Raw genomic sequence first — 23,668 nt, 5'->3', positions numbered from 1 at the left:
TGCTGGCGACCGTGACGTCGATCGTGCCGGTGCCGTCGATGGCGCCGCCCGAGATCTCGGTGTTCGACAGCGTCAGCGTCTCGCTGCCGTCGACTTGAACGGTGCTGTTATTGGTCACGACGTCATTGAGCAGCGTCGCGGCCCCCGAGATCTCCAGCTTGCCGTTGTTGGTGACGGGGCCGCCCTGGATCTTGGCGCCGTCCTGGAGCTTGACGGTGTTGTCCAGCTCGACGCTGACATTATCAGTGATCACAGACCCGGAGACCGTGATGCCGTCCAGCGTCAGCTTGGCATCGGCGATGACCGCACTCGTGCTCAGCGTCGCGCCGCCATCGATCTTGCTGGCGACCGTGACGTCGATCGTGCCGGTGCCGTCGATGGCGCCGCCCGAGATTTCGGTGTTCGACAGCGTCAACGTCTGGCTGCCGTCGACTTGAACGGTGCCGTTATTGGTGACGACGTCGTTGAGCAGCGTCGCGGCGCCTGATATCTCCAGCTTGCCGTTGTTGGCGACGGGGCCGCCCTGGATCGTGGCGCCGTCCTGGAGCTTGACGGTGTTGTCCAGCTCGATGCTGCCCTTATCGGTGATGGTCGTACCATCCACCGCCATTGCGTCGAGCATCAAGCCCTGGAGGCTTTCGACCGTAACGAAACTGGTGCTCAGCGTTGCACCGCCGTTGATCACGCTGTCGCCGGTGACGTCGATGGTTCCGGCACCGGCGATCGAGCCGCCGCTGATTTCCGTGCCCGACAGCGTCAGCGTCTGGCCGACATCGACCGACACCGTGCCATGATTGGTCACGATGTCATCGAGCAGCGTTGCCGCGCCCTGGATCTCCATCGTGCCGTTGTTGATGATCGGGCCGCTTCCTCCGACGGAAGGGCCCTCGGAGAATTGGACCGGGCCGATGGCAAAATCATTCGGCGCATATGTCGCGCTGGTCAGCAAGAACTTGACCATGGCGATATTGGCGCTGCCGCTGATCAGGTCGATGAAGATCGCCGAATCGTCGCCGTTGCCATTGCTCACGCCGCCTTCAGTGACGGTGCCGATGACGTTGCCGCCGAGGTCATAGGCAATGATCTCGGCGGTGAAGCTGCCGTAATAGTCGGCCTGGATCTGCGCACCCGCCGAAGAGACCGACGTTACGAATTTGATGGTGATGTCGGGGCCGTTCTGGGCATCCCACAACAGGTGGGTGCCTGGCGCGAAATTCCCGGACCAACCAAAACCCTGATCAAGCCTTTCGAGGACGTTGCCGGCGGAAGAGACCGTGCCGGCGGTGCCATCGGTCGCAACGACCTGCTGCGGACTGCCGAGTGTGGTGAATGCGGTGCCGAGCTGCCCCCAGTTGAACTCCACGGAAGCGGGGCTGCCACCGCTGGGAGCGAAAACGCTCGCGCCACCCTTGATCACCGCGCCGCCGGTGAGCTTCACGGTGCCATCGATTGTAATGCTACCCTTGTCCGAGATCGTCGTGCCGTCGACCGTGGCGGTGTCGAGCGTCAGGGTCGTGCCCGCTTCGACCGTCACTGCGCTCGTGCTCAAGGTCGCGCCGCCATCGATTTTCGTGGCGCCAGTGACGTCAATCGTGCCGGCGCCGTTGACGGCGCCACCGGAAATCTCCGTGCCCGATATTGTCAGCGTCTGGCCGCCGTCGACCTTAACCGTGCCGTGGTTGGTCACGACGTCATTGAGCAGCGTCGCAGGACCGGAGATCTCCAGAGTGCCGTTGTTGGTGACAGGCCCGCCCTGGATCTTGGCGCTGTCCTGAAGCTTGACCGTGTTGTCGAGCTCGATGCTGGCATTGTCGGTGATCACAGAGCCCGACACCGTGATGCCATCCAGCGTCAGCTTGGCGTCGGCCGTGACTGTGGCGACGGTGAGCGTGGCCCCCTGGTCGATCTTGCTGGCGCCGGTCACGTCAATGCTGCCGCCACCCTCGACGGCGCCGCCACTGATCGTGGCGCCGTCTAGCGTCAGCGCAGCATCGACAATGACGTTGCCGACGGAATTATCGACAGTCGAGCCCGGACCGATCGCAAGTGCCCCTGTGAGCACCTCGATGGTGCCGGCATTGGTGACCATCTCGCCGTTCAGCGCATTGCCGGTGCCGCTGACGTCGAGCACGCCATTGTTCTTCAGTTCGCCGTTGCTGAGCACCCCGTTGCCTGAGAGATCGAGCTCGCCATTGTTCGTGACGGTACCGCTGGCCGAGTTGTAAATGAATGTGAACGTGCTGCCGCCGCTATCGCTCTCGGCATTGACCAGCACCGGTGTCTCGATGACGGTAATCGCGCCGCCGTCGATCGTCGCGCCATTGACGGTCAGCTTGCCGTTGGCATCGACCTTGACGTCGCCGGCATTGTTGATGTGGGAGCCATTGTCGATCGTCAGCGTGTCATGCGCAAATACTTCGATGACGCCGCCGGCGTTGTTGGAGCCGGTTTCGCCGGCGAACTCCGCCGCACCCTTGACATTGACTACGCCGGAATTGTTCAGCGTGCCGTTCTCGATCAGGTTGATGCCGTCGAGCTCCAGCGTGCCGGAAATATTGACCGTGCCGCCGTCAATCGTCACGGCGTTGGCGACCAGCGTCGCGAAGGACCCGACATGCACGGTACCGCCGGCATTGGCGATGCCGGTATCCAGCGTCAGCGTTCCGCCCGACAGCTCGATCTTGCCGGAATTGGAAATTGTCGTCAGGGTGTCGATCACACCGCCCGCTGCCAGCGTCAGCGTGCCGGCATTGGTGATCGTGGCGGTGTTGGTAACGACCACGCCGGACGTCGGCCTCGTGATCGTCTCGACATCGATCTCGCCGCCGACGAAGACGGCGCCATCGGCAGCATTGGTGAACTTCGCATCGGCATTGAGCGTAAGCTTGCCCGCGAGCGTCAATGTGCCGTGGTTGATCACCTCAGGCGCGGTGTGGTGCACCGTCGTGTCGTAATCATCCATCGTCAGCGACTTGCCGAAGGCCGCGATGTCGATCGTAACGGGGTAGGACGGCGTCAGCCCGTGCAGCTGATCGGTAATGACGATGACATCGTCGCTGCTGGTCGGAACCGTGCCGGTTTCCCAATTCGCGGCGTCCTTCCAGAAGCCGCCCGAGGTCTGGTTCGTCGCGATCCAAACCACCGCCGGGGCGTCGGTGCCCGTGATCGTGACGGTGATGGTCTGCTGCGAGGTCGCGCCGTGCTCGTCAGCGACCGTCACAGTGTAGACCAGCGTCAGCACTTCGCCCTTCGGGATGAAGTCGGCGAGGTAGACGGGCAGATCGGCCAGCGACCAATTGATGGTGCCGGTACCGGTGCCGGTTGAATCCAGGCCGTTCGCGATCGCGACCGACATGGCGCTCTGGAACGCGGCAAGCGGGCCGCGAGGCACACTGGTGCCATCAGGCAAGGTCGCGCTGGTCAGCGCCACGGACGCGGTGTGGGTGTCCGTGAGGTCGACATCCTTGAAGGTCAGGGTGCCGGTGGTCGGGACGTTCGTGGTGAGCGGCCCGCCCGGCACGCTGGTGCCGCCGGAGAAAGTGATGGTCGGGACGCCGGTCGTGATCACCGGCTTGTCGTTGGTGCCCGTGATCGTGATGGTGATCGGGATGGTCCTGGTTTCGGGCTGGACCGAGAAATTGTTGTTGACGCTGACGATGTAGGTCAGCGTCAGCGTCTCGCCGTCGGCGAGGAAGTCGAAGGCATGATCGGGGATCGTGTACGTCAAGCCCGCCGAGCCATTGTTATTATTGCCGCCGTCGGCGACGACAGCGATCTTGACCTGCGTCGCGGCGATATCCTGCTTCTGGAGAGCCGTAAGCGAGGCGGTGACGTCGTGATGCGCGGAGTCCGTGTAGGTGTATTTCGACGGATCGACGTCCACCGACACGGTCGGCCGATCGCCCAGGTTCTGGTCGACGAAGTTGACCCTGAAGACGATGATATCTTGAGGCACGGCATCGCCAGTGGTGTCGGCGCGATCGCCGGTCGCGTTCGCGTGCTCAGTCACGGCGAACGCAGTCACCACATTGCCGTTGCCATCGAGGACGCTCGCGAAGGGCGCGCCCGGAATGCGGTCGACCCCGCCCTTGTCGGACCCGCCCTGCGCCGTACCGCCAACGGTGTTGGTGTTGGTAAAGGTCGCCTGCGCGGTCGTGCCGTCCTGCGTCTTGATCAGGACGATGTTGCCGTCCTGCGTGATGCTGTCGGTGGAGTTATTGGTGAGCTTGGTGTTGGTGTTGTTGTCGGTGAACTTCAGCGTGAATACGTCGTTGATCAGCTTCTGCACGTCCGGCGACAACAGCGCATTGGTCACCGAGACGTTGCCGCCGCTGATCTGGATCATCTGGCCGGCCTGGTTGACCGTCGCGATCGGCAGCAGCGTCAGCTTGTCGAACAGGATGTAGGAGCCGGTGGTGCCGTTCGGCTCGACCAGCACCTGGAAGTTCGCCTGCGGCTGCGGATCACCGCCGCCGGCGGGAACGACGAAATTGATCTCGGTCAGCACCGCCGTGCCGCGGATACCCATGGTGGCGACCGGCGTGTCGATCTTCATGTCGCCGTGCTTGGCGGTCTCGCCGGCAACGAAGGTGATGGTGCCCGCGACCAGGCTGAGCAGCGAGGAATTGTTCGACCCGTTGGGGTCGTAGACCATCTCGTTCAGCACCATCCGCGCGTTGGAGGACAGGCCGAACACGGTGCCGTCGATAAAGGTGATGCCGAGCGTCGAGTCCGAGCCGGTCGAGACCACGTCGCCCTTCTCGACGTTGTCGCCGTTGTTGAGGATGACCGAGACGCCGTTCCGGACGACGGTCGCGCTGCCGGTCAGCTTGGTGACGTGGCCGATGACCTGCGCCGCGGTCGCATCGGGCGCAGCCTGTGCGACCTGGACGTACCCCGTGAGCGCGCTGACGATGTCACCGGTGAGATGAGCACCGTCGGGCGAGGCGATCGCCGCGCGCTTGTCGCCCCTGAAGTAATCGTGAACGACGAACTCGTGGCCGTCGTGCGAGAGCACGAGATCGCTGCCGGTGCGCTTGAACTCGCCGTGGAAGATCAGATTGGGATCGGCAATGACAACAGCGCCGTCAGGCACGTGGCCATGTGCCTTGGCGGTAAAGGACTCGTGATGACCATCGGCGGGCGAATGGAAACCCTGGCCATCCAAGGTGAGCGCGGCGTCAAATTTGCCAGCGTAATTCAACCGGGCACCGTGAAAAGGGTTAAAATCTAAGTAAGTATCGATCGCCTAAGCTTGCATAGCATTACCAAGTCCTTAGCGAAACCATCTATTGCTTGTGTGATTTCGTATCACTTGGCGACGGAAGCCTATGCTTACGGCGACATCCGAAGATTAATTAAATTAAATCTCGCGCGGATACCGAGTAAATCGTCGCTCTCTCAAGTCTATTTCCCACCAAATCAACAATTCGCATGTATTAACCGTTCATCGGATACTTGTGTCATCTTTTCTTCGTAGTACCCCGCGCCATACTGCGGCAAATACGGAGCTAAATCTGTGACCCAACTAACAGAACCCGTGAAATAGCTGGTCATTAGCCATAGAGGCAGAATCAGCCGCCCCACAACTTCCGACTGCAATTCGGTCGATTTCGCGGCGGCAAAGGCCCTGCTGTGCTTCTCACCTCGGCCTGTAAAATTTTACGGAGTCCCGGAAGGCACGGTTCAGCGTGCCCCACGCTATTGGGCCCCCTGCCGAGCGCGTTAAGCAGAACAAAACGGCCCGTCTCGCACTATCTCCGCGAAAGCAACAAGCCCGGCACGTTGAGGTCGAGGGGACCAGGCGAAGCCGGATAAGGGGATGTCAGATGGAGACCGCCGCTCGCGCGCACGCCTGGCGCGCTATCCTGGTGCTGTGCGGATTGATCCTGTTCGGATCGGCCGCCGATCTTCGCGCAGCCAGTTTGCTGTCGCCGGGCGCGGGCGCGCTCATTCGCAAATCGGCCGAGCCGTTCGGCGTGTTCGCCTTTGCCATTTCCAGCGGTGGCTTGCGGCAAAAATGGCTCGGACTAAAGGAGAAGCTCGACGACGACATGGTGCAGCTGGCGCTGTGCGACGGCGACCGCGAGCATTGCGCATCGCCGGCGGCGCTGAAGCTGCTCGCCATCGTCGACGAGGCCCGCAGCCGCAACGGCCGCGCCTTGCTGGGCGATACCAACCGCGCCATCAACCTCGCCATCCGTGCCGAAAGTGACGGCGCCGAAGACATCTGGAGCTCGCCGCTCGAGACCTTCCAGCGCGGTGCCGGCGATTGCGAGGATTACGCCATCGCGAAGCTAGCCGCGTTGAGGCTTGCCGGTGTCGCCGCCGACGATCTCCGCCTCGTCGTGGTGCGGGACACCCGCAGCGGCGAAGGGCATGCCATTGCCTCCGCAAGGCTCGATGGCCACTGGCTGATGCTGGATAACCGTCGCATGGCGATGGTCGAGGATGACGAGGCGCGCAACTACCAGCCGCTGTTCGTGCTCTACCAGTCCGCCGTGCTGAGATATGTCGGCGACCCCGTGCGCCTTGCGGGCGTCGACATCCAGCGCGTGTCGACCGAGGCGCATTGAACTTGTAGCCCACAAACCCATTTCGTCGCGTCAGCCGGGACGCTAGCATGGGTTCCGGAATGACCGGGGGCGACTGGAATGCGGTTGTTGGTGTTGATTTTGCTTGCGCTGCTGACGCCAGCGCCAGGCTTGGCGCAGTCATCCGCTCCTTCCATCGCCGACAGGCTGCCCCTGTTCAACCAGAACAATTGCCAGCAGATCCGCGGTCGAGGCACGGCTCGCCCGCCTGCCCGATCGCCTGCCCGCGATCGAGGAGAACGCGATCTGGAATCGCCAGCGCAATCTCGGCTGCGGGATCGTCGGCCAGACCGCTGTTCGCGCCGACGATTTCGATCGCGTCAAGGCCTGCCTGCTCAAGGTGACCGAGGAGCGCGCGGCGATCGTGCGGGATCCGGATTTCGACTGCCTCGCAGCCAACACCGCGGCCGGCGCGCTGATCTGCGCGGACCCGTCGCTGGCGTTGACCGAGACCGAGCTGAACAGCCAGGTGCTCGCACTGATCGGCAGGCTGGACCCGACCGCCGCACGCTTTGCCTTCGCGGAGTATGGCCGCTGGACGCGCGAGCGTGATCGCAAGTGCAATCTGGTCGGCAAGGAGAACGTGCCGCCGCAGGAGCTCGGTTCCGCAGAAGATTGTCTCGCCGACTATCTGAAGCACAAGGGCGACGAGATCGCTGCCGCGAAGGGCGATCCGAGGAAGGTGTTCGGCCGGCAGGTCGCGGCCAAGGAGCCCAACACCGACGCCGTCGACTTCTGCGCCGCGCGCATCCACGCCGCCAATTCGTGCGGCAATTTCCTCCGCATCAACCGCGTCTACGCGCTCGACAGCCAGGTGAATGACCAGGAGGCGCAGGTCACCGGCGAGATCGAGATGGTCGTGCTGGCGCCTTTCACCACCTGCAGCAGGGTCGCATCCAGCTGCACCGGCACCTGCTGGGACGCCGCGACCGGCCGCCCGCAACCGGGCACCGTCAACAAAGAGCGCTCCGCAGCGGCTTTCAATGTCACCCGCCGCTTGCGGATCCAACGCACCTTTGCCTTCGTGAAAGCGGCTGACGGCTGGCGTTGCCGCGAAGACGAGCTGGCGCCGGTGAATTCAGGCACCGCGGGCGGGGGATCGTAAGCGCTCTTTACGGAGCGCTGCCGCGCTCCCATTTGCAGGTGACCGCATTTGCGGCAGCGCGATTCACTGGGACGAAACATCTTCGGGTCATGGTCGCGACCGATGCAAAACCGGATGGTGTGGCCGTGATGAAGCCGGACAGCTCGGCGCTCGAAGTCCGAGGGTTAACGAAGCGTTTTGACCGTTTGGCGGTCGACAGCCTCGATCTCACCGTTCATGCCGGCGAATTCTATGCGCTGGTCGGGCCCAACGGCGCGGGCAAGACCACCACCTTACGCATGGTTGCGGGCCTGCTCAGGCCCGATGACGGCGGCGTCTCGATCTTCGGCATCGATGCGCTTCAAGACCCCGTGGCGGCCAAGCAGGTGATGGCGTGGGTCTCGGACGAGCCGATGATCTATGACAAGCTCACCCCGCTCGAATATCTCGAATTCGTCGCCGGTCTCTGGGGCATTGCGCCCTCGGTCTCGAAACCGGTCGCCGAGGAGCTGGTGAGCTCGCTCGGACTAGAGCCGCACCGGCACGAGCGCTGCGAAGGTTTCTCCAAGGGCATGCGCCAGAAGGTGGCCCTTGCCGGCGCGCTGGTGCACGATCCGCGCCTCATCATCCTCGACGAGCCGCTCACGGGCCTCGATGCCGTCTCGGCCCGGCATGTGAAGGGGTTGCTCGGCGAGCGCGTCCGCGCCGGCTGCACCGTGATCATGACGACGCATATTCTCGAGGTCGCTGAGCGCATGGCCGACCGCATCGGCGTGATCGCCGCGGGCCGCCTCGTTGCCGAAGGCACGCTGACCGAGCTGCGCCAGCAGAACGGCCATGCCGACACCAGCCTGGAAGATCTCTTCATCGCCCTGGTGACGCTCCAGGACGCCGCATGAGCTCCGCGACCGCGCTCTCCTGGTTTGCCCGCCACGAGCTCCGGCTCGCCTGGCGCGAATGGTTCGCCATGATGACCGGCGGCCGGCGCCGGCGCGCCCGCGCTGCGGTGATCGGCCTGTTGTTCTTCGCCGCGCTGCTGCATGTGCCGGCCTGGGCGGTGATCGGCCGCTTTGCCAATCTGCAGCTGCCGCTGGATAAGTCCTCGCTGATCGTGATCTCGGCGACGATCTTCCTCGCCTGGACCTTGATGGTGTCGCAGGCGATCGAATCGGTGACGCGGGTGTTTTACGCCCGCGCCGATCTCGATCTCATCATGTCCTCGCCGGCGACACTCGCCAATCTGTTCTCGGTGCGCATCGCCGCGATCGCGCTCACCGTCACGGTGATGGCGCTGCTGTTCTCGACGCCGTTCATCGACGTGCTGGTGATCGGCGGCGGTGCGCGCTGGCTCAGCGCCTTCGGCGTGGTCGTCGCGATGGGCCTGTCGGCCGCGGCGATCGCGATCGCCGTCACCATCCTGCTGTTTCGCCTGATCGGCCCGGCGCGAACGCGCTTCGTGGCGCAGATCCTGGCCGCGATCATCGGCGCCGGCTTCGTGATCGCGCTCCAGGTCGCGGCGATCATCTCCTATGGCACGCTGTCGCGCTTCACCATCCTGACCTCGGGCACCCTCGCCGCGCACGCGCCCGACATCGACAGCATCTGGTGGTGGCCGGCGCGGGCCACCATGGGCGACAGCGAGGCACTGCTGCTGCTCCTTGCGCTGGGGCTGGTGCTGCTCGGATGCGTGATGGCGATCTTCTCAGGCCGCTTCGCCGATACCGCGATCGACGCCGCCGCCTATGGCACATCCAGCCGCAAGCGCGCCAGGGAACGTCCGTTCCGCGGCGGCTCGCGGCAACAGGCGCTGCGGCGCAAGGAATTCGTGCTGCTCTGTCGCGACCCCTGGCTGATCTCGCAGACCCTGATGCAGCTGCTCTATCTGGTGCCGCCGGCGCTGCTGCTCTGGCGCAGCTTTGGCGACAGCTCGGCGGCGCTGACGCTGATCACGCCCGTGATCGTGATGGCCGCGGGTCAGCTCGCCGGCGGGCTCGCCTGGCTGACGATCTCGGGCGAAGACGCCCCCGATCTGGTTGCGACTGCGCCGCTGACGCCCACCAGCGTCATCCGTGCCAAGATCGAGGTGGTGCTGATTGCGATCGCGATCATCTTCAGCCCGCTGGTGGCCGCGCTGGTGTTCGCTTCGCCATTCCAGGCTGCGATCACGGCGGCCATGATCATCGTTGGCGCAGCCTCCGCCACCGCGATCCAGCTCTGGTTCCGCGTCCAGGCGCGACGCAGCCAGTTCCGCCGCCGCCAGACCTCGTCGCGGCTTGCGACCTTCGCCGAAGCGTTTTCCTCGATCGGCTGGGCCGCCACCGCCGCGTTGCTGCTGACGCTGCCGACCGCCGGCATCGTCAGCGGCCTGATCACCGCTGGCCTGGTGGCCATGACCTGGAAGTTCAGCCCAAAGCGCGAGTGACGGTGCGACACTGACGCGCTGTTGATCGCGTCCTGTTGGCGACACGCCGATTTGCACGCTAAACTTTCGCCTGAAATCATCGGGGACGGATTCATGCGGCGTTTCATTTCGGCGGCCTTTGCGCTGTTGAGCGCGTGTCTCTCACCTGCCCTCGCCCAGCAGCCGCCTCAGCGCAGCGAATGCCTGGCGATGGCGAACGCTGCGCCTCGCGCGATGCCCATTGCGCTCCGGCAAGCGGCGGCCGCGCCAGAGGTCGAGATCACCTATGCCGGCCACTCCACCTATTTCATCGACACGCCGGGCGGCGTGCGCATTGCGACCGACTACAGCGGCGCCTATCAGGTCGGCCGGCTGCCCGACGTCGTCACCATGAACCGCGCGCACAGCACGCACTATTCCCTCAACCCGGACAAGCGCATTCCCCATGTGCTGCATGGCTGGGGCGAGAACGGCAAGCCGGCCGTCATTTCGGAGCGCATCGGCGACACTTTCATCCGCAACGTCACCACCGACATCCGCCGCTATTTCGGCGATGATTCCGGCACCGACATGATCCGCGATGGCAATTCGATCTTCATCTTCGAGGTCGCCGGCCTCTGCATCGGCCATCTCGGCCATCTCCACCACAAGCTCGACGACAGCCATTTTGCCCAGATCGGGCGGCTCGACATCGTGATGGTGCCGATCGACGGCACCTACACCATGTCGCTCGACGGCGTCTCGGAGATCACCAAACGGCTGCGCGCTTCCGTGGTGCTGCCGATGCACCGCTTTGCCACCCCGCTCGACGAGTTCATGCAACGCATCGGCAAGCAGTTCGAGATCGACCGGCGCACCGAGCGTTCCCTGCGGGTCTCGCGGGAGACGCTGCCGACGACACCCACGGTGATCATCCTCGACGGGGTCTGACGGCAATTTTCTCCAAGTCGGAGCGCGGCCGCTCGTGCTGATCTCCTCGGCGAACAGGAGATCGACATGACCGACTTTGAGAGATCATTGCACGCGGACGGCCCCAACCCCGAACACGCAGCGGCGCTTCAACTCTACGGCCGCTTCGTCGGCGATTGGGATGCCGAGATCACGGCTCACGGCGCTGACGGAACGAAACACATAGCCCCCGGCGAAATCCATTTCGGCTGGGTGCTGGAGGGGCGCGCCATTCAGGACGTTTGGCTGATCCCGCGCCCTGCGGGTAGCCTTGCATTCCCGATCGCCGGCAATTGGTACGGCACGACGTTGCGCGTCTACGATCCCACCATTTCCGCGTGGCGGATTTCCTGGGTCGATCCGGGACGCTGTGTGTTCCGCCAGCAGATCGGCCGTCCGCGCGGCGAGGACATCGTGCAGGAGGGCACGACCGAATCCGGTGACCTCACCCGCTGGAGTTTCGTTGAAATCACGGACGATTCCTTTCACTGGCTCGGCGAGGTCAAGCCCGCGGCGGCACATGATTGGCGACTGGCGGTCGATGTCAGGGCGACGCGGCGCAAGGGTTGATGACAACGCCGCCGTGCTCGCGACGGAGGGCGTGGTTGCGCAACGCGCGCTGCTGCGTGACGAAATGAGGTGCTAGGCTCCCGCGATAAACATGAGGGAGCGAAATTCGATGGCTGCAAGCGGTCTGCCCGCCAACACCAGCGGGCTCTTCGTCGAACCGCGCGAGGACTGGCTCGCGCTATATCAGGAAGAGGTCATCGATCCCTCGAGGCCGATCATCGATCCACATCATCATCTCTGGAATCGCGGCCAGCGCTATCTGATCGAGGAGATGGCCGCCGACATCGCCTCCGGTCACAACGTCATCGCGACGGTCTATGTCGATTGCCGCTCGATGTATCGCGCGCACGGGCCCGAGGCCTTCCGGCCCGTCGGCGAGGTCGAGTTCGCCAATGGCGTCGCGGCGATGAGCGCGAGCGGTGGCTACGGTCAGGCCGCAATCTGCGCCGGCATCGTCAGCCATGTGAACCTGCTGCTCGGCGATGCGGCAAGGCCCGTGCTCGAGGCGGAGATCGCCGCCGGCAATGGCCGCTTCCGCGGCATCAGGCATTCCTCCGCCTGGGACGAGGACCCCGTCGTCGCCGGCATGTACGCGAACCGGCCGAAGGGATTGTTGCAGGATCCCACCTTCCGCAAGGGTTTTGCCTGCCTTGCGCCGCTCGGCCTCAGCTTCGATGCCTGGCTGTTTCATCCGCAGATCGGCGAGCTCACCGAGCTCGCGCGCGCCTTCCCCCACACCAGAATCGTGCTCGACCATTGCGGCGGGCCGGCCGGCGTCGGCCGCTTTGCCGGGCGGCGCGACGAGGTGTTTTCGGAGTGGCGCGCCTCGATCCAGGAGATCGCGCGTTGCGAGAACGTGGTGGTGAAGCTTGGCGGGCTCGCAATGTGCCTGCTCGGCTACGACTTCCATCTGCGCGAGAGGCCGCCGTCATCCGAGCAGCTTGCCACGGCGTGGAAGCCCTATGTTGAGACCTGCATCGAGGCGTTCGGGCCAAAGCGCGCGATGTTCGAAAGCAATTTCCCGCCCGACAAGGGCCAGTGCAGCTATCAGGTGATCTTCAACGCCTTCAAGCGCATCGCGGCATCCCTCAGCGATGCGGAGAAGACGGCCCTTTTCTCCCAGACCGCCAAGGACTTTTACCGGCTCGAACTGCCGTCATGACGCAAAAGAGGGGCGGGGATGTTGCTCCCGCCCCCTCTTCCGTCGTGGCCGCTGGGAAGCGTCCTTTGAATTGACTAGCCGGCCCCCATGAGCGTCGCAGGACGGCGCTCGCCGGGCGACAGGAACATGCGCTTGAGCTTGTTGACGACGCGCACCATGAAGCCGATGACGACAGGGTTGGTCTTGCGGCAGAAGGCGATCTTCTTGACGTGGCCCTCGACATGCCACTTGGCATGCGCACCGTCGCGGAAGAAGATGACGTCGCCCACGCCGTAGCGTTTCGGCGGCATGCCGTCGCTTTCGAGCACGATCGATCCTTCCAGGATCATGATCGTCTCGTCGAAATCGTAGTACCAGTTGAAGCGGCCTTCGGTGCAGGACCAGATGATGGTCGAGGAAGTGCCATCCGAGCTGGTCGAGAGGATGTGCGAGCGCGACACCGGGTTGCCTTCGATGATCCAGGCCGGCTCGATCGGCCGCAGCTCGAGATCCACGTTGCAACTACCAATTTCAATCAATGCCCGCGACATCTGCTTCCTCAGGAGGTATAATATGATTAACCGGGCTTAACCCCGGATTGTTTCGAAAGATGTTTGGAACGCTAGTCCGCGGCTTTTAATTCTTCCTTACGCAGGCACCGACAATCCACCGCAAGTTGCAGATGCAGACCGGTTATCGTCCCGATTCTCCTGCAAATTCGTGCATATGAACCCATCTTTTCCGGGGTGCGACAAAGTGCGCGGAAAGACCTGAGAAGGAGCCCATGATGCCCCTGACCCCGGAGGCCCTGACAGCCCAAGGCGAAGTCGTCGCCTGGCTCGGCAGCCTTGATGTCTCGTTCGCACCGGACGAGGAGCTTTGGTTCATCGTCGACGGTGTCGAAAGCCCCCGGCAGATCGGCAGTGACGCCTCAGGGGGCGCCTTCGTGCTGCTGCCGTCGCAACATGTGCTGTACGTCTCGTCGGAAGGTCGCGCGGGCGTGATCGCCGAGAGCTTCGAGGCTTTCATCCAGCTCGTCGTTGCCCGCCCCTATTGGCTCGACATCCTCAAATTCTCCGCCGGCGGCGATCTCCAGGAGATGCGGCGCGCGGCGGATGCGCTCGAAGCGACGCTCGACGACGAGGACGACGTCAACGAGGCGAGAGAGGAAATCCGATCGCGCCTCGACCTGCCGGAGGCGGACGATCCGGTCGAGGCGCTCTACCAGGCCGTCGCGGCATCTGACGCCATCGTGCGGGCCACCGACGGCAGCCCTTTCACGACCTTGTTCAACCGCTTCAGCATCGACAACAATCCGATGCTACGCAACGCGGCGGCTTAGGTCTCGGCCTTCATGGTTCGAGACGCGCCGCAACGCGGCGCTCCTCACCATGAGGGTCTAAGATTTCGCGACGACGCAAGGTCTCATCCTGAGGAGCCCGCGAAGCGGGCGTCTCGAAGAATGCGCCACAACAGGCGCTACTTCACCCACTCGCCCTTGCGGAACACCGGCACCTTGCTGCCATCGGCCAGGATGCCGTCGATGTCGGTCTCGGCAGAGCCGATCATCCAGTCGATATGGATCAGGCTCTGGTTGCCGCCTTGCGCGGCGATCTGCTGCGGGGTGAGCTGAGCGCCATTGATGAAGCACTTCGAATAGCACTGGCCGAGCGCGATGTGCGATGCCGCGTTCTCGTCGAACAGCGTGTTGTAGAACAACAGCCCGCTCTGCGAGATCGGCGAGGAATGCGGCACCAGTGCCACCTCGCCGAGCCGTCGTGCGCCCTCGTCGGTGTCGAGCACCTTGTTCAACACTTCCGCGCCGCGCGAGGCCTTGGCATCGACGATCTTGCCGTCCTCGAAGCGCACCGCGATGTTGTCGATCAGCGTGCCCTGGTAGGACAGCGGCTTCGAGCTCACGACATGACCGTAGACCCGCCGGCAATGCGGCGTGGTGAAGACCTCTTCGGTCGGAATGTTGGCATTGCAGCTGATGCCGTTCTTGGCCGAGGAGGCACCACCTTCCCATTCATGGCCGTCGGCAAGCCCGATGGTGAGATCAGTGCCCGGTCCAGAATATTGAAGCGCGCGGAAGCGCTGGCCGTTGAGCCAGTTGGTGCGCTCGCGCAGCACCGCGTTGTGGCTCGCCCAATTGGCTATCGCATCCTCGCGATCGACCCGCGATGCCGCGAAGATCGCATCCGCGAGCTTGCCGATCGCGACCTCTTCCGAATCGTCCGGGAAGACCTGCTTGGCCCAGGACGGGCTCGGATAGGCGATGATGTTCCAGTTGGTGTCGAAATTGACGATCTTCTCCAGCGCCGGCTGATAGGCCATCGAATTGGCCTTGCTGGCGCGTGCGACCTTGGACGGATCCTCGCCCGACAACAGCATCGGATTGTCGCCGACGATGGCGAGCCGCGCGGTGTTGTCGGAGAACGCTTTCGCCATGCCCTCGTATAGCCAGTTGGCGGCGCGATCAAAACTGTTGTCCTGGCCGTAGCGGTAGCGCGCCAGCGTCATCTCCTCGTCGGAGAGGATTGGCGTCACGATACCGGCGCCGGCCTTGTAGGCGTGCACGGCGATGCGCCGCACCAGCGGCAGCGCGGTCGCCGGCGCCGTCAAAAGAAGATCCTGTCCCGGCCGCAAGCCCAGTCCCACCTTCACCGCCACCTCGGCCAGCCGGTCGAGTTTCACGGGATCGATGGAATTGGCGGAATTGCGTTGATCGGTCATGCCGGGCCCTCTGTCGGAATCTCTCGTTCAATCTAAGTCTAGCATCACGGGGCACAAGTGTGCGAGCGCCTTGCGAGACCTGAAAGGTACGGAGTTTCACGCATTTTGGTTTTCAACGCGTTGCCGATTTCAGCACCCGATCGACCATGGCAGGCGCAAGGCCGAGGTAATTTTTCGGTGAAGTGAGAGCCTCGATTGCGGCGCGATCGATCCTGGCAGAGACGCGGGTATCGGAGGAGAGCGCGTCCGCAAGGGTCAGGCCCTCCTCGTTGGCGAGCCGGCAGGCGTCGTAGACCACGTCGTGCGCATCTTGCCGGCCCATCTGCGGCGCCAGCCCCATCATGACCGCTTCGGCCACAATCAGACCACGACTAAGGCCGAGATTGTCGTTCATCTTCCTGTCGTCCACGATCAGGCCCGCCAGCGCAAACTTCGCCTGGTGCAGAGCGCCGGCAGTCAGCACGAAACTTTCGGGGATTGCCATCCATTCGGCGTGCCACGGACCGGTGGCGCGCTCGAAATCCTGGACCATGGCATCCAGCATCAGGCCGGCGTGCTGGCGCACGGCCTTGGACGCGGCCAGCATCAGCTCCGAGGAGATCGGATTGCGCTTCTGCGGCATGGTCGAGGAGGCGCCGCGCCCCTTGACGAACGGCTCGTAGACCTCGGCGAACTCGGTCGATGCCATGATCATGATGTCGAGCGCGATCTTGCCGAGCGAGCCGGTGACGAGCGCGAGGAAATTCACGGCCTCCGCAAAGCCGTCGCGCGCGACGTGCCAGGTCGAGGCGGGAACGCCGAGCTTCAGTTCGGCGCAGAGCGCTTCCTGCACCTCGAACCCCTTGTCGCCGAGGGAGGCCAGCGTGCCGGCGGCGCCCGCGAACTGGCCGACCAGCACGCGCGGCTTCAATTGCGTCAGACGCTCGGCGTGGCGGTCGAACATCGCGAGCCAGATCGCCGTCTTGTAGCCGAAGGTCACCGGCAGCGCCTGCTGGAGATGGGTGCGCCCCGCCATCGGCGTGTCGCGATGGCGCCTGGAGAGGTCGGCGAGGATTTTGCGCAGCTCCGCTATGTCGCGTTCGATGATCTCGAAGCCGGCGCGCAGCTGCAACACCACGGCGGTGTCCATGATATCCTGCGTGGTCGCGCCCCAATGCACGTAGCGGCCGGCCTCGCCGCACTGCTTCACCATCTGATGCACCAAAGGAAGGATCGGATAGCCGACGATGTCGGTCTCCTGCCGCAACAGATGGAAATCAAGCGCGGCGACATCAGTCCGCGCCGCGATCTGATCGGCTGCGTCCCGCGGGATCACGCCGCATCGCGCCTCCGCCTTCGCCAGCGCCACCTCGACCTCGGCGTAACGCGCGACGAGCGCGACGTCGGAAAACACCGCGCGCATTGCAGGCGTGCCGAAGGCATCGCGGAACAGCATGGAGTCGAGCACGGTGGTCGAGGCAGGAAAGGCAGGCATGGGCGTTTCTTTACGACTGTTGTTATGTGTGGGGATAGCTTACGCGGGCCGCAGCGTTCGGCAATGAACATTCACGGTTCGGCACATGTTCGGCGTCACGTTCAGCGTCGTCCTGGCAGTTGCGCAGGGGAGCCAGGACGACGATGAGGCGGCCGCGACAATCTGACCAAGGCAGCCCAAGACCGCCACATTCTAATTCAGGTTGTATTCCTCCGCGCAAATGGCATGGCAGCCATACTGATGTCGCGGTGAACCAAGTCGACCTTCCGGCGGACTCACAGACTTCAAGTCGAAATCGGTTTTGATTTCTTCATTGCCTGAAGTCGCCGTGAGGTCTGAGTTTTCGACGTGCAGTTTCTGTTCCGGGATCACCTGCTCGATACCGACTTGCGCGAGCTGAGCCGCGAGCAGGTTCCCATTGCCGTGGAACCGCAGGTTTTCGATCTCGTCGTCCATCTCATGGAAAACCGCGACCGGGTCGTCAGCAAGGACGAGCTGATCGACAAGATCTGGCACGGCCGCAGCGTCTCCGAATCGACCTTGACCAGCCGGATCAACGCAGCGCGCAAGGCGATCGGCGACAGCGGCGCGAACCAGTCGCTGATCCGCACCATCGCGCGAAAGGGCTTTCGCTTCGTCGGCAACGTCGAGACCAAGTCCGCGGGCAAGATGTCCGGAGGCGTGCCGACGGAGCTGCGCCACAGCGTCACAGCGTCGTACGCGACGCCTGCGCTGCCGGATCGTCCCGCCATTGCCGTGCTGCCTTTCACCAATATGAGCGGCGACCGGGAGCAGGACTATTTCTCCGACGGCATCAGCGAAGACATCATCACGGCGCTGTCGAAGCTGCGCTGGTTCTTCGTCGTCGCGCGCAACTCATCCTTCGTCTACAAGGGACGCGCCGTGCATCTGAGCGAAATCGCGCGCGAGCTCGGCGTCCGCTACGTGCTCGAGGGCAGCGTGCGGCGAAGCGGCGACCGTGTACGCATCTCCGCCCAGCTCAACGACGTCTCGACCGGCGGCCATCTCTGGGCCGAGCGCTACGATCGCGAGCTCGCCGACATCTTCGCCGTGCAAGACGAGATCACCGAAGCCATCGTCGCCGCGATCGAGCCGCAGCTCTATGCCGCCGAGAGCTTTCGCGCCCAGCAAAAGCCGCCGGGCAGCCTAGACGCCTGGGATTTCGTGATGCGCGCGCTGTCGCATTACTGGCGCATCACGCGCGAGGACAATGCCTCGGCACAGCGGCTGCTCGAGCAGGCGATCGCGATCGACCCCGCCTATGGCAAGGCGCTTGGCCTGCTCGCGACCAGCCATATCTTCGGCGCGCATATGGGCTGGGCCGACATGGGCGCGACTGTCCCCGTGGCGGAAGCCGCAGCACTCGCCGCGGTGGAAGCCGACCGCGACGATGCCTGGGCCCATCACGGCCTCGCTTATACCTATCTGTTCCGCCGCCGCTTCGATGACGCGCTGGCGGAATTCGAGCAGGCGTGGACGCTCAACCCGAATTTCGCGATGGCGCACGCCTTCTATGGCGTCACGCTGTGCTACGCCGGACGATGGCAGGACGGCGATTCCGCGGCGCGCCGCGCGCTGCGGCTCAGTCCGCGCGATCCGCTCGCGGCGATCTATTGCGGTGTCGTGGCCTATGCCCAGTTCATCGGCCGCAATTACGAGGAAGCCATGCACATGGCGCGGGAATCGATGCGGCAGCGGGCCGATTTCGTCGGCGCACATCGCGTGCTGACGGCGGCCGCCGGCATGTCCGGCGATCCCCTCCTGGCCGCATCCGCGCTGGAAGGCTTGCGCCGCGCCCAGCCCGGCATCTCGCTCGCCTGGCTCACCCGGGAGCTGCCGATGCTGCGCGAAGAGGACCGCGCGCATTACCTCGAAGGATTTCGGCGCGCGGGGATGGAGTAGATTGCCACCTGGTCGGTGCACCCTCTCCCCTTGCGGGAGAGGGTGGCTTCGCGAAGCGAGGCCGGGTGAGGGGTATCTATCCTCACGAGCAATCGTGCAGGTGGATAGAACCCCTCATCCGGCGCTTCGCGCCACCTTCTCCCACAAGGGGAGAAGGGAAGGGAATGTCTCCTACTCCTGCATCATCTCACCGCTGCCGCCGAACTCGGCGGGAAAATCCTTCAGCTTGGGCAAGCCGTCGCGCATCGGCAGTACCGTCTCGGAATAGTTGACGTGAACGCCGGGAGTGAAGGCGAGCGTCGGGATGGTCGCCGTGAACACGTCGATCAGATCGAGCGGCGGATGATTGGTCATGAGATGACCGCCGCACTTCCGGCAATATTTGCGCTGGCTGAGCGGCGTCTTGGCGAAGGTCTCGACGTTCTGCGCACCTTCGGTGATACGCACGGCTTCGGGCTTCCACAGGCTGAAGGCGTTCACCGGCCCGCCCGACCACGAGCGGCACGAACGGCAGTGACAATAGCCCATGGCCGCCGGTTCGCCGGTGACCTCGATCGTGACCGCGCCGCAGAAGCAGTGTCCGACATGTTTCATCTTGGTCTCTCCTGAGATGGGATTGGGATAGAAATTCTTGGGTTACAAAGGGAGCCCGACCACGCATCGTCCGTTCGGAGGACGCGTGGCGGAGCACGCAACGGCTAGATTGACCGGCGCCAGGGAATAAGCATCGACACCCGTTGTTTGTACTGCCGATACTCGTCGCCGAAAAGATCGACGAGATCGTGTTCCTCCAGGGCGATACCGACGAAAATGTAGGCCGTGGTCACGGCTGCAAACAGCAGATGGCCTGCGGTCATGGTCGGTGCCGTCCAGAAGGCGATGATGAAGCCGAGATAGATCGGATGACGGATGAATTTGTAGAGCAGCGGCGTCTTGAACCGCGCCGGCTCCGGCTGCTTGCCGATGAGATGGTTGGTCACCTGATGCAATCCGAACAATTCGAAGTGATTGATAATGAAGGTCGAGGTGAACACCAGCACCCAGCCCGCGAAGGACAGCGTGACCAGCGTCACGGCAAGATCGGGACTATCGACGTCCCATACGACCGACGGCAACGGACGCCACTGCCAGAACAGGAGGAGCAATGACAGGCTCGCGAACAGCACATAGGTTGAGCGCTCGACCGGCTTGGGGACGAATTGCGTCCACCACGCCTTGAAGCGCTGGCGCGCCATCACGCTGTGTTGAATGGCGAACAGCGTCATCAGCAACAGATTGATGATCACTGCTTCGACGGTCGGCGTATCGGTCCCGGTGTCGATGGTCTTCGGCACCACCAACCCCATCACAAAGCCGATGGCATAGAGGATGGTGACGAAAAACACGAGGTATGCCGCAATTCCGTAAAGAAAGGCGATGACCTTGAAAATACGTGAGCCCGCAATCTCCGGGCTGATGGAATGAACCTGATGATCGAGTTGGGTCATAGAAAGCTCCGTTGTGCCGAGGCATCGGCACTGTTTGGTGTCTGCACCATGCGGGATCGGAGGCCAGAAGACTTTCGCGGACGGTTGATTTTCGGCTGAGACGACTTTGATTTTTGCTTGAGACGACAAAAACGTGCGATTTATCTTTGAAAACAATGTGCTCGACGGCGACCTGCGCGAACTGACCTGCGCCGGGACGACCGTGTCGCTGCAGCCGCAGGTGTTCGATCTCCTGCTTTATCTCGTTGCGGAACGCACCCGCGTCGTCAGCAAGGACGATCTGATCAGCCAGATCTGGAGCGACCGCATCGTCTCGGATTCCGCGCTGAACAGCCGTATCAATGCCGTGCGCAAGGCGCTCGGCGACGACGGCGCGACGCAGCGGTTGATCAAGACGATCCCGCGCAAGGGCTTTCGTTTCGTCGGCGATGTCCGGGAGGAAGCGGCCGCGAAGCCTGCGACGGCAGAGGCCGCGCCCAGTTCCCCACGCGCCGTGACGGACCGTCCGGGCATCGCCGTGCTCGCCTTCGAGAACATGAGCGGCAACCCCGCCCAGGACTATTTCGGCGACGGCATCAGCGAAGACATCCTCACCGCGCTGTCGAAGCAGCGCTGGTTCATCGTGATCGCCCGCAACTCGTCCTTCACCTACAAGGGGCGCGCGGTCCATATCCGGCAGATCGCCGAGGAGCTCGGCGTCCGCTACATCGTCGAGGGCAGCGTTCGCAAGGTCGACAACCGCGTGCGCATCACCGCGCAGCTCAACGACGCCACCACCGGCGGCCATCTCTGGGCCGAGCGCTACGACCGCGAACTGGTCGACGTGTTCGCCGTGCAGGACGAGATCACCGAGCGCATCGTCGCGGCGATCGAGCCGCAGATCCACGCTGCGGAGAACTTTCGCACGCACCGAAAGCCCCCGGCGAGCCTGGATGCCTGGGACCTCCTGATGCAGGCGCTGTCGCATTACTGGCGGATCACGTCGCAGGACCACGCCGCGGCGCAGAAGCTGCTCGAACGCGCGATCGCGATCGACCCGGACTATGGCCAGGCGCTGGCGGTGCTGGCGGCGAGCCACATGTTCGGCGTGCATCTGGGCTGGGCCGAGCTTGCCACCACGGCGCCGATCGCGGAGGACGCCGCGCTCGCCGCGATGCGCTGCGACCACGAGAATGCCTGGGCCCATGCCGCGCTCGGCAGCGTCTGTTTCTCGACGAGCCGGCTCACCGACGCGCTGTCGGAGTTCGAACAGGCGCTCGCGCTCAATCCGAACTTCTCGCTGGCGCAGGGTTATTACGCGCTGGCACTGTCCTATGCCGGACGATCCAGCGACTCCTTCGAGGCCGCGCAGAAGGCGATCAGGCTGTCGCCGCGCGATCCGTCGCTGGCGATCTATTACGGCATCGCCGGCTATGCGCGCTTCACCGAGCGGCATTATGAAGAGGCCATCGCGCTGGCGCGCGAGGCGATTCGCCATCGCGGCGATCTCACCGGCGCCTATCGCGTGCTCGCCGTCTCCGCCGGCATGACCGGCGACGGCGCGCTTGCCGACATGGCGCTGGGCGAGCTTCGCCGTACCCAGCCCAATATCTCACTGAACTGGATCGCAACGCAGCTGCCTTGGGCGAATGACGCGGATCGCGAGCACTATCTGGAAGGATTTCGCCGCGCTGGGTTGCGGTGAGGCGCGGTTCCCCGGGTATCCCGATCCGCTTAGGAACGGATCGGTCACGGGCATTTTATCTGATGTGACCGCCTGCCCGGCTGCAACGATGACGCCGGCACCCCACATGCGAATGAAATGATTTCCATCATCTGATGATGGATCTGACATCTATTGGAGGCCAGTATGGGCCAGATTATTCAGTTTGTCTCGAAGTCCGAGCGCGAGCGTCTTCGTCTGATCCAGGAAGCGCGCGCGATCTACGACAGCATCTTCCCGCCGGCTGATCCGTCCGGCGATTCGTCGAGCGGAGCCAATGCGCGACAGAGCGAGAGAGGCAATCTCGCATGATCAAGATCATCGCCGTGCTCTGCAGCCTCGCCTCTCCGGGCAATTGTCACGAGCAGCTCGTCACCAGCTCCGACTTTGCACAGGTCTCGGTCCAGTCTTGCCTGATGGGCGCGCCGCAGCTCGCCGAATGGATGAACCAGCATCCGGCCGAACGTCTCGCGGCCTGGCGCTGCGTGATCGGCGAGCAGAACGGCCGCGGAATTTAGCGGCGCAGGGCCGCCCTTTCAGGGTCGGCCCGATCCGGTTGAATCGTGACGAGCAGGCATCGCCGAGCTAGAGTGGCGAACTTGCTCGGCAGAGGGGACACCGGATGGAGGTCGCCAGCCTCGTTCTTCCCGTATTCGCGATCATCGTCACCGGATGGCTCGCCGGGGCGTCGGGCTATCTCTCCCGCTCGCTCGCCGACGCGCTGGTGCATTTCGCCTACAATGTCGCGATGCCGGCGCTGCTGATCGTCACGATCGCGCAGGAGCCGGCACGCAATCTCTTGGAATGGCGTTTCCTGCTGGCCTTCGGCGGCGGATCCCTCATCTGTTTCGCACTGGTCTTCCTCGCCCTCCGCGCAGGCGGACGGCACGATCTCGCCAGCAGCACGATCCAGGGCATGGCGGCGGCGATGACCAATACGGGCTTCGTGGCGCTGCCGATCCTGCACGCGATCTACGGCCAGCCCGCCGTCTTGCCCGCAGCAGTGGCAACAGTGTTCGTCGCTGCGGTGATGTTTCCGATCACGGTCATCCTGCTGGAACGGAGCGCGCACGGCACTGCCCATTCCGCCGCGCTCGCAAAGCAGATCCTGCTCAATCCGATGGTGCTGTCGACGTTCATCGGCCTCGTCTGGGCCATCACCGGCCTGCCGATCCCAGCCGCCATCGCGGCCTATCTGAACATGATCGCCGCGGCGCTCACGCCTTGCGCGCTGTTTGCCATCGGGCTTGGGCTATCCGTCGACAGCCTGCGATCCAGCCTTGGGACATCTTTCGCGCTCGCGGCCGTGAAGCTGGTGGTGATGCCGCTGATTGTCTACGCCCTCTGCATGATCTTGGGGCTCAATCCGCTCTACACCGTGGCCGCCGTCATCTGTGCGGCCGTGCCGACGGCGAAAACCGTCTACGTGCTGGCGCACGAACACAAGGTCGAGGAGAAGCTGGTTGCGGCCACGGTCTCGGTCACGACGATGCTGTCGGTCGCGACCTTGCTGGTCGCGCTTTATCTGCTCTCGGGCCTCGCGACGAGCACGCGCTAGGGTCTGTACCTAATTAGCGATCTCTGATTCCGTCGCACGGAGTTGATTCGG

The 23,668-nt window shown here is 63.8% G+C and carries 18 protein-coding genes and 1 pseudogene; 13 read left to right on the top strand and 6 right to left on the bottom strand.

What is annotated here, in order from left to right; genetic code table 11:
- Positions 1-5,203: FecR domain-containing protein (locus tag Q0687_RS01000; RefSeq protein ID WP_298871035.1), on the bottom strand; the 5,203-nt coding region annotated here is incomplete at its 3' end.
- Between the two features lie 625 nt (positions 5,204-5,828).
- On the opposite strand from Q0687_RS01000, the gene Q0687_RS00995 reads away from it, so the two are divergent.
- From Q0687_RS00995 to Q0687_RS00965, 7 genes and pseudogenes are all read left to right on the top strand, one after another.
- On the top strand, positions 5,829-6,575 hold the full coding sequence (locus Q0687_RS00995; protein ID WP_298871032.1) for a transglutaminase-like cysteine peptidase: 747 nt from the start codon (positions 5,829-5,831) through the stop codon (positions 6,573-6,575).
- A gap of 78 nt (positions 6,576-6,653) precedes the next feature.
- Positions 6,654-7,698 (top strand): annotated as a pseudogene (locus tag Q0687_RS00990) (lysozyme inhibitor LprI family protein).
- Positions 7,699-7,826: 128 nt separating this feature from the next.
- Positions 7,827-8,576 carry an ABC transporter ATP-binding protein gene (locus Q0687_RS00985; RefSeq protein WP_298871038.1) on the top strand — a complete coding sequence of 250 codons (750 nt, stop codon included), beginning with the start codon at positions 7,827-7,829 and terminating at the stop codon, positions 8,574-8,576.
- Complete coding sequence (locus Q0687_RS00980; protein WP_298871025.1) at positions 8,573-10,099, top strand: permease; 1,527 nt, start codon at positions 8,573-8,575, stop codon at positions 10,097-10,099. The genes Q0687_RS00985 and Q0687_RS00980 overlap by 4 nt, the downstream gene beginning before the upstream one ends.
- 93 nt (positions 10,100-10,192) lie before the next feature.
- Complete coding sequence (locus Q0687_RS00975) at positions 10,193-11,008, top strand: MBL fold metallo-hydrolase (protein WP_298871023.1); 816 nt, start codon at positions 10,193-10,195, stop codon at positions 11,006-11,008.
- A gap of 66 nt (positions 11,009-11,074) precedes the next feature.
- The gene (locus Q0687_RS00970; protein ID WP_298871021.1) at positions 11,075-11,596 is read left to right on the top strand and encodes a hypothetical protein; all 522 of its coding nucleotides are present in this window, start codon (positions 11,075-11,077) and stop codon (positions 11,594-11,596) included.
- A gap of 109 nt (positions 11,597-11,705) precedes the next feature.
- Positions 11,706-12,758, top strand: a complete 1,053-nt coding sequence (locus Q0687_RS00965; RefSeq protein ID WP_298871019.1) for an amidohydrolase family protein — start codon at positions 11,706-11,708, stop codon at positions 12,756-12,758.
- A gap of 74 nt (positions 12,759-12,832) precedes the next feature.
- Here Q0687_RS00965 and Q0687_RS00960 read toward each other — a convergent pair whose 3' ends face one another.
- Positions 12,833-13,288, bottom strand: a complete 456-nt coding sequence (locus Q0687_RS00960; protein ID WP_298871017.1) for a cupin domain-containing protein — start codon at positions 13,286-13,288, stop codon at positions 12,833-12,835.
- Between the two features lie 233 nt (positions 13,289-13,521).
- On the opposite strand from Q0687_RS00960, the gene Q0687_RS00955 reads away from it, so the two are divergent.
- Positions 13,522-14,079 carry a hypothetical protein gene (locus Q0687_RS00955; RefSeq protein ID WP_298871015.1) on the top strand — a complete coding sequence of 186 codons (558 nt, stop codon included), beginning with the start codon at positions 13,522-13,524 and terminating at the stop codon, positions 14,077-14,079.
- A gap of 137 nt (positions 14,080-14,216) precedes the next feature.
- On the opposite strand, the gene Q0687_RS00950 is transcribed toward Q0687_RS00955, so the two are convergent.
- Positions 14,217-15,473: an aminopeptidase gene (locus tag Q0687_RS00950; RefSeq protein WP_298871012.1), complete on the bottom strand. Its 1,257-nt coding sequence runs from the start codon at positions 15,471-15,473 to the stop codon at positions 14,217-14,219.
- 112 nt (positions 15,474-15,585) lie between these two features.
- Positions 15,586-16,947 (bottom strand): 3-carboxy-cis,cis-muconate cycloisomerase, encoded by a 1,362-nt coding sequence (gene pcaB, locus Q0687_RS00945; RefSeq protein ID WP_298871010.1) that lies wholly within the window; start codon positions 16,945-16,947, stop codon positions 15,586-15,588.
- A 348-nt stretch (positions 16,948-17,295) separates the two neighbouring features.
- Between pcaB and Q0687_RS00940 the strand changes: the two genes are divergently transcribed.
- Positions 17,296-18,870 (top strand): winged helix-turn-helix domain-containing protein, encoded by a 1,575-nt coding sequence (locus Q0687_RS00940; protein ID WP_298871007.1) that lies wholly within the window; start codon positions 17,296-17,298, stop codon positions 18,868-18,870.
- 171 nt (positions 18,871-19,041) lie between these two features.
- On the opposite strand, the gene Q0687_RS00935 is transcribed toward Q0687_RS00940, so the two are convergent.
- Both Q0687_RS00935 and mddA read right to left on the bottom strand, forming a co-directional pair.
- A complete protein-coding gene (locus Q0687_RS00935) occupies positions 19,042-19,464 on the bottom strand; it encodes a GFA family protein (RefSeq protein WP_298871005.1) in 423 nt (140 codons plus the stop codon).
- 104 nt (positions 19,465-19,568) lie between these two features.
- Positions 19,569-20,357 carry a methanethiol S-methyltransferase gene (gene mddA / locus Q0687_RS00930; protein WP_298871003.1) on the bottom strand — a complete coding sequence of 263 codons (789 nt, stop codon included), beginning with the start codon at positions 20,355-20,357 and terminating at the stop codon, positions 19,569-19,571.
- A 133-nt stretch (positions 20,358-20,490) separates the two neighbouring features.
- On the opposite strand from mddA, the gene Q0687_RS00925 reads away from it, so the two are divergent.
- The 4 genes from Q0687_RS00925 (at position 20,491) to Q0687_RS00910 (ending at position 23,617) form a co-directional block, all read left to right on the top strand.
- The gene (locus tag Q0687_RS00925; protein WP_298871001.1) at positions 20,491-22,041 is read left to right on the top strand and encodes a winged helix-turn-helix domain-containing tetratricopeptide repeat protein; all 1,551 of its coding nucleotides are present in this window, start codon (positions 20,491-20,493) and stop codon (positions 22,039-22,041) included.
- Between the two features lie 165 nt (positions 22,042-22,206).
- Entirely contained in the window at positions 22,207-22,371 is a 165-nt protein-coding gene (locus Q0687_RS00920) for a hypothetical protein (protein ID WP_298870998.1), read from the top strand.
- Complete coding sequence (locus Q0687_RS00915) at positions 22,368-22,577, top strand: hypothetical protein (RefSeq protein WP_298870996.1); 210 nt, start codon at positions 22,368-22,370, stop codon at positions 22,575-22,577. The genes Q0687_RS00920 and Q0687_RS00915 overlap by 4 nt, the downstream gene beginning before the upstream one ends.
- Positions 22,578-22,681: 104 nt before the next feature.
- Positions 22,682-23,617, top strand: coding sequence for an AEC family transporter (locus tag Q0687_RS00910; RefSeq protein WP_298870993.1), 936 nt, complete (start codon positions 22,682-22,684; stop codon positions 23,615-23,617).
- Positions 23,618-23,668: the final 51 nt, after the last annotated feature.

It is taken from the genome of uncultured Bradyrhizobium sp., from assembly GCF_936928535.1.
Classification (GTDB): Bacteria; Pseudomonadota; Alphaproteobacteria; order Rhizobiales; family Xanthobacteraceae; genus Bradyrhizobium.
The sequence above is the reverse complement of the archived record's forward strand: the minus strand, read 5'-3'. Positions and strand labels throughout refer to the sequence as shown.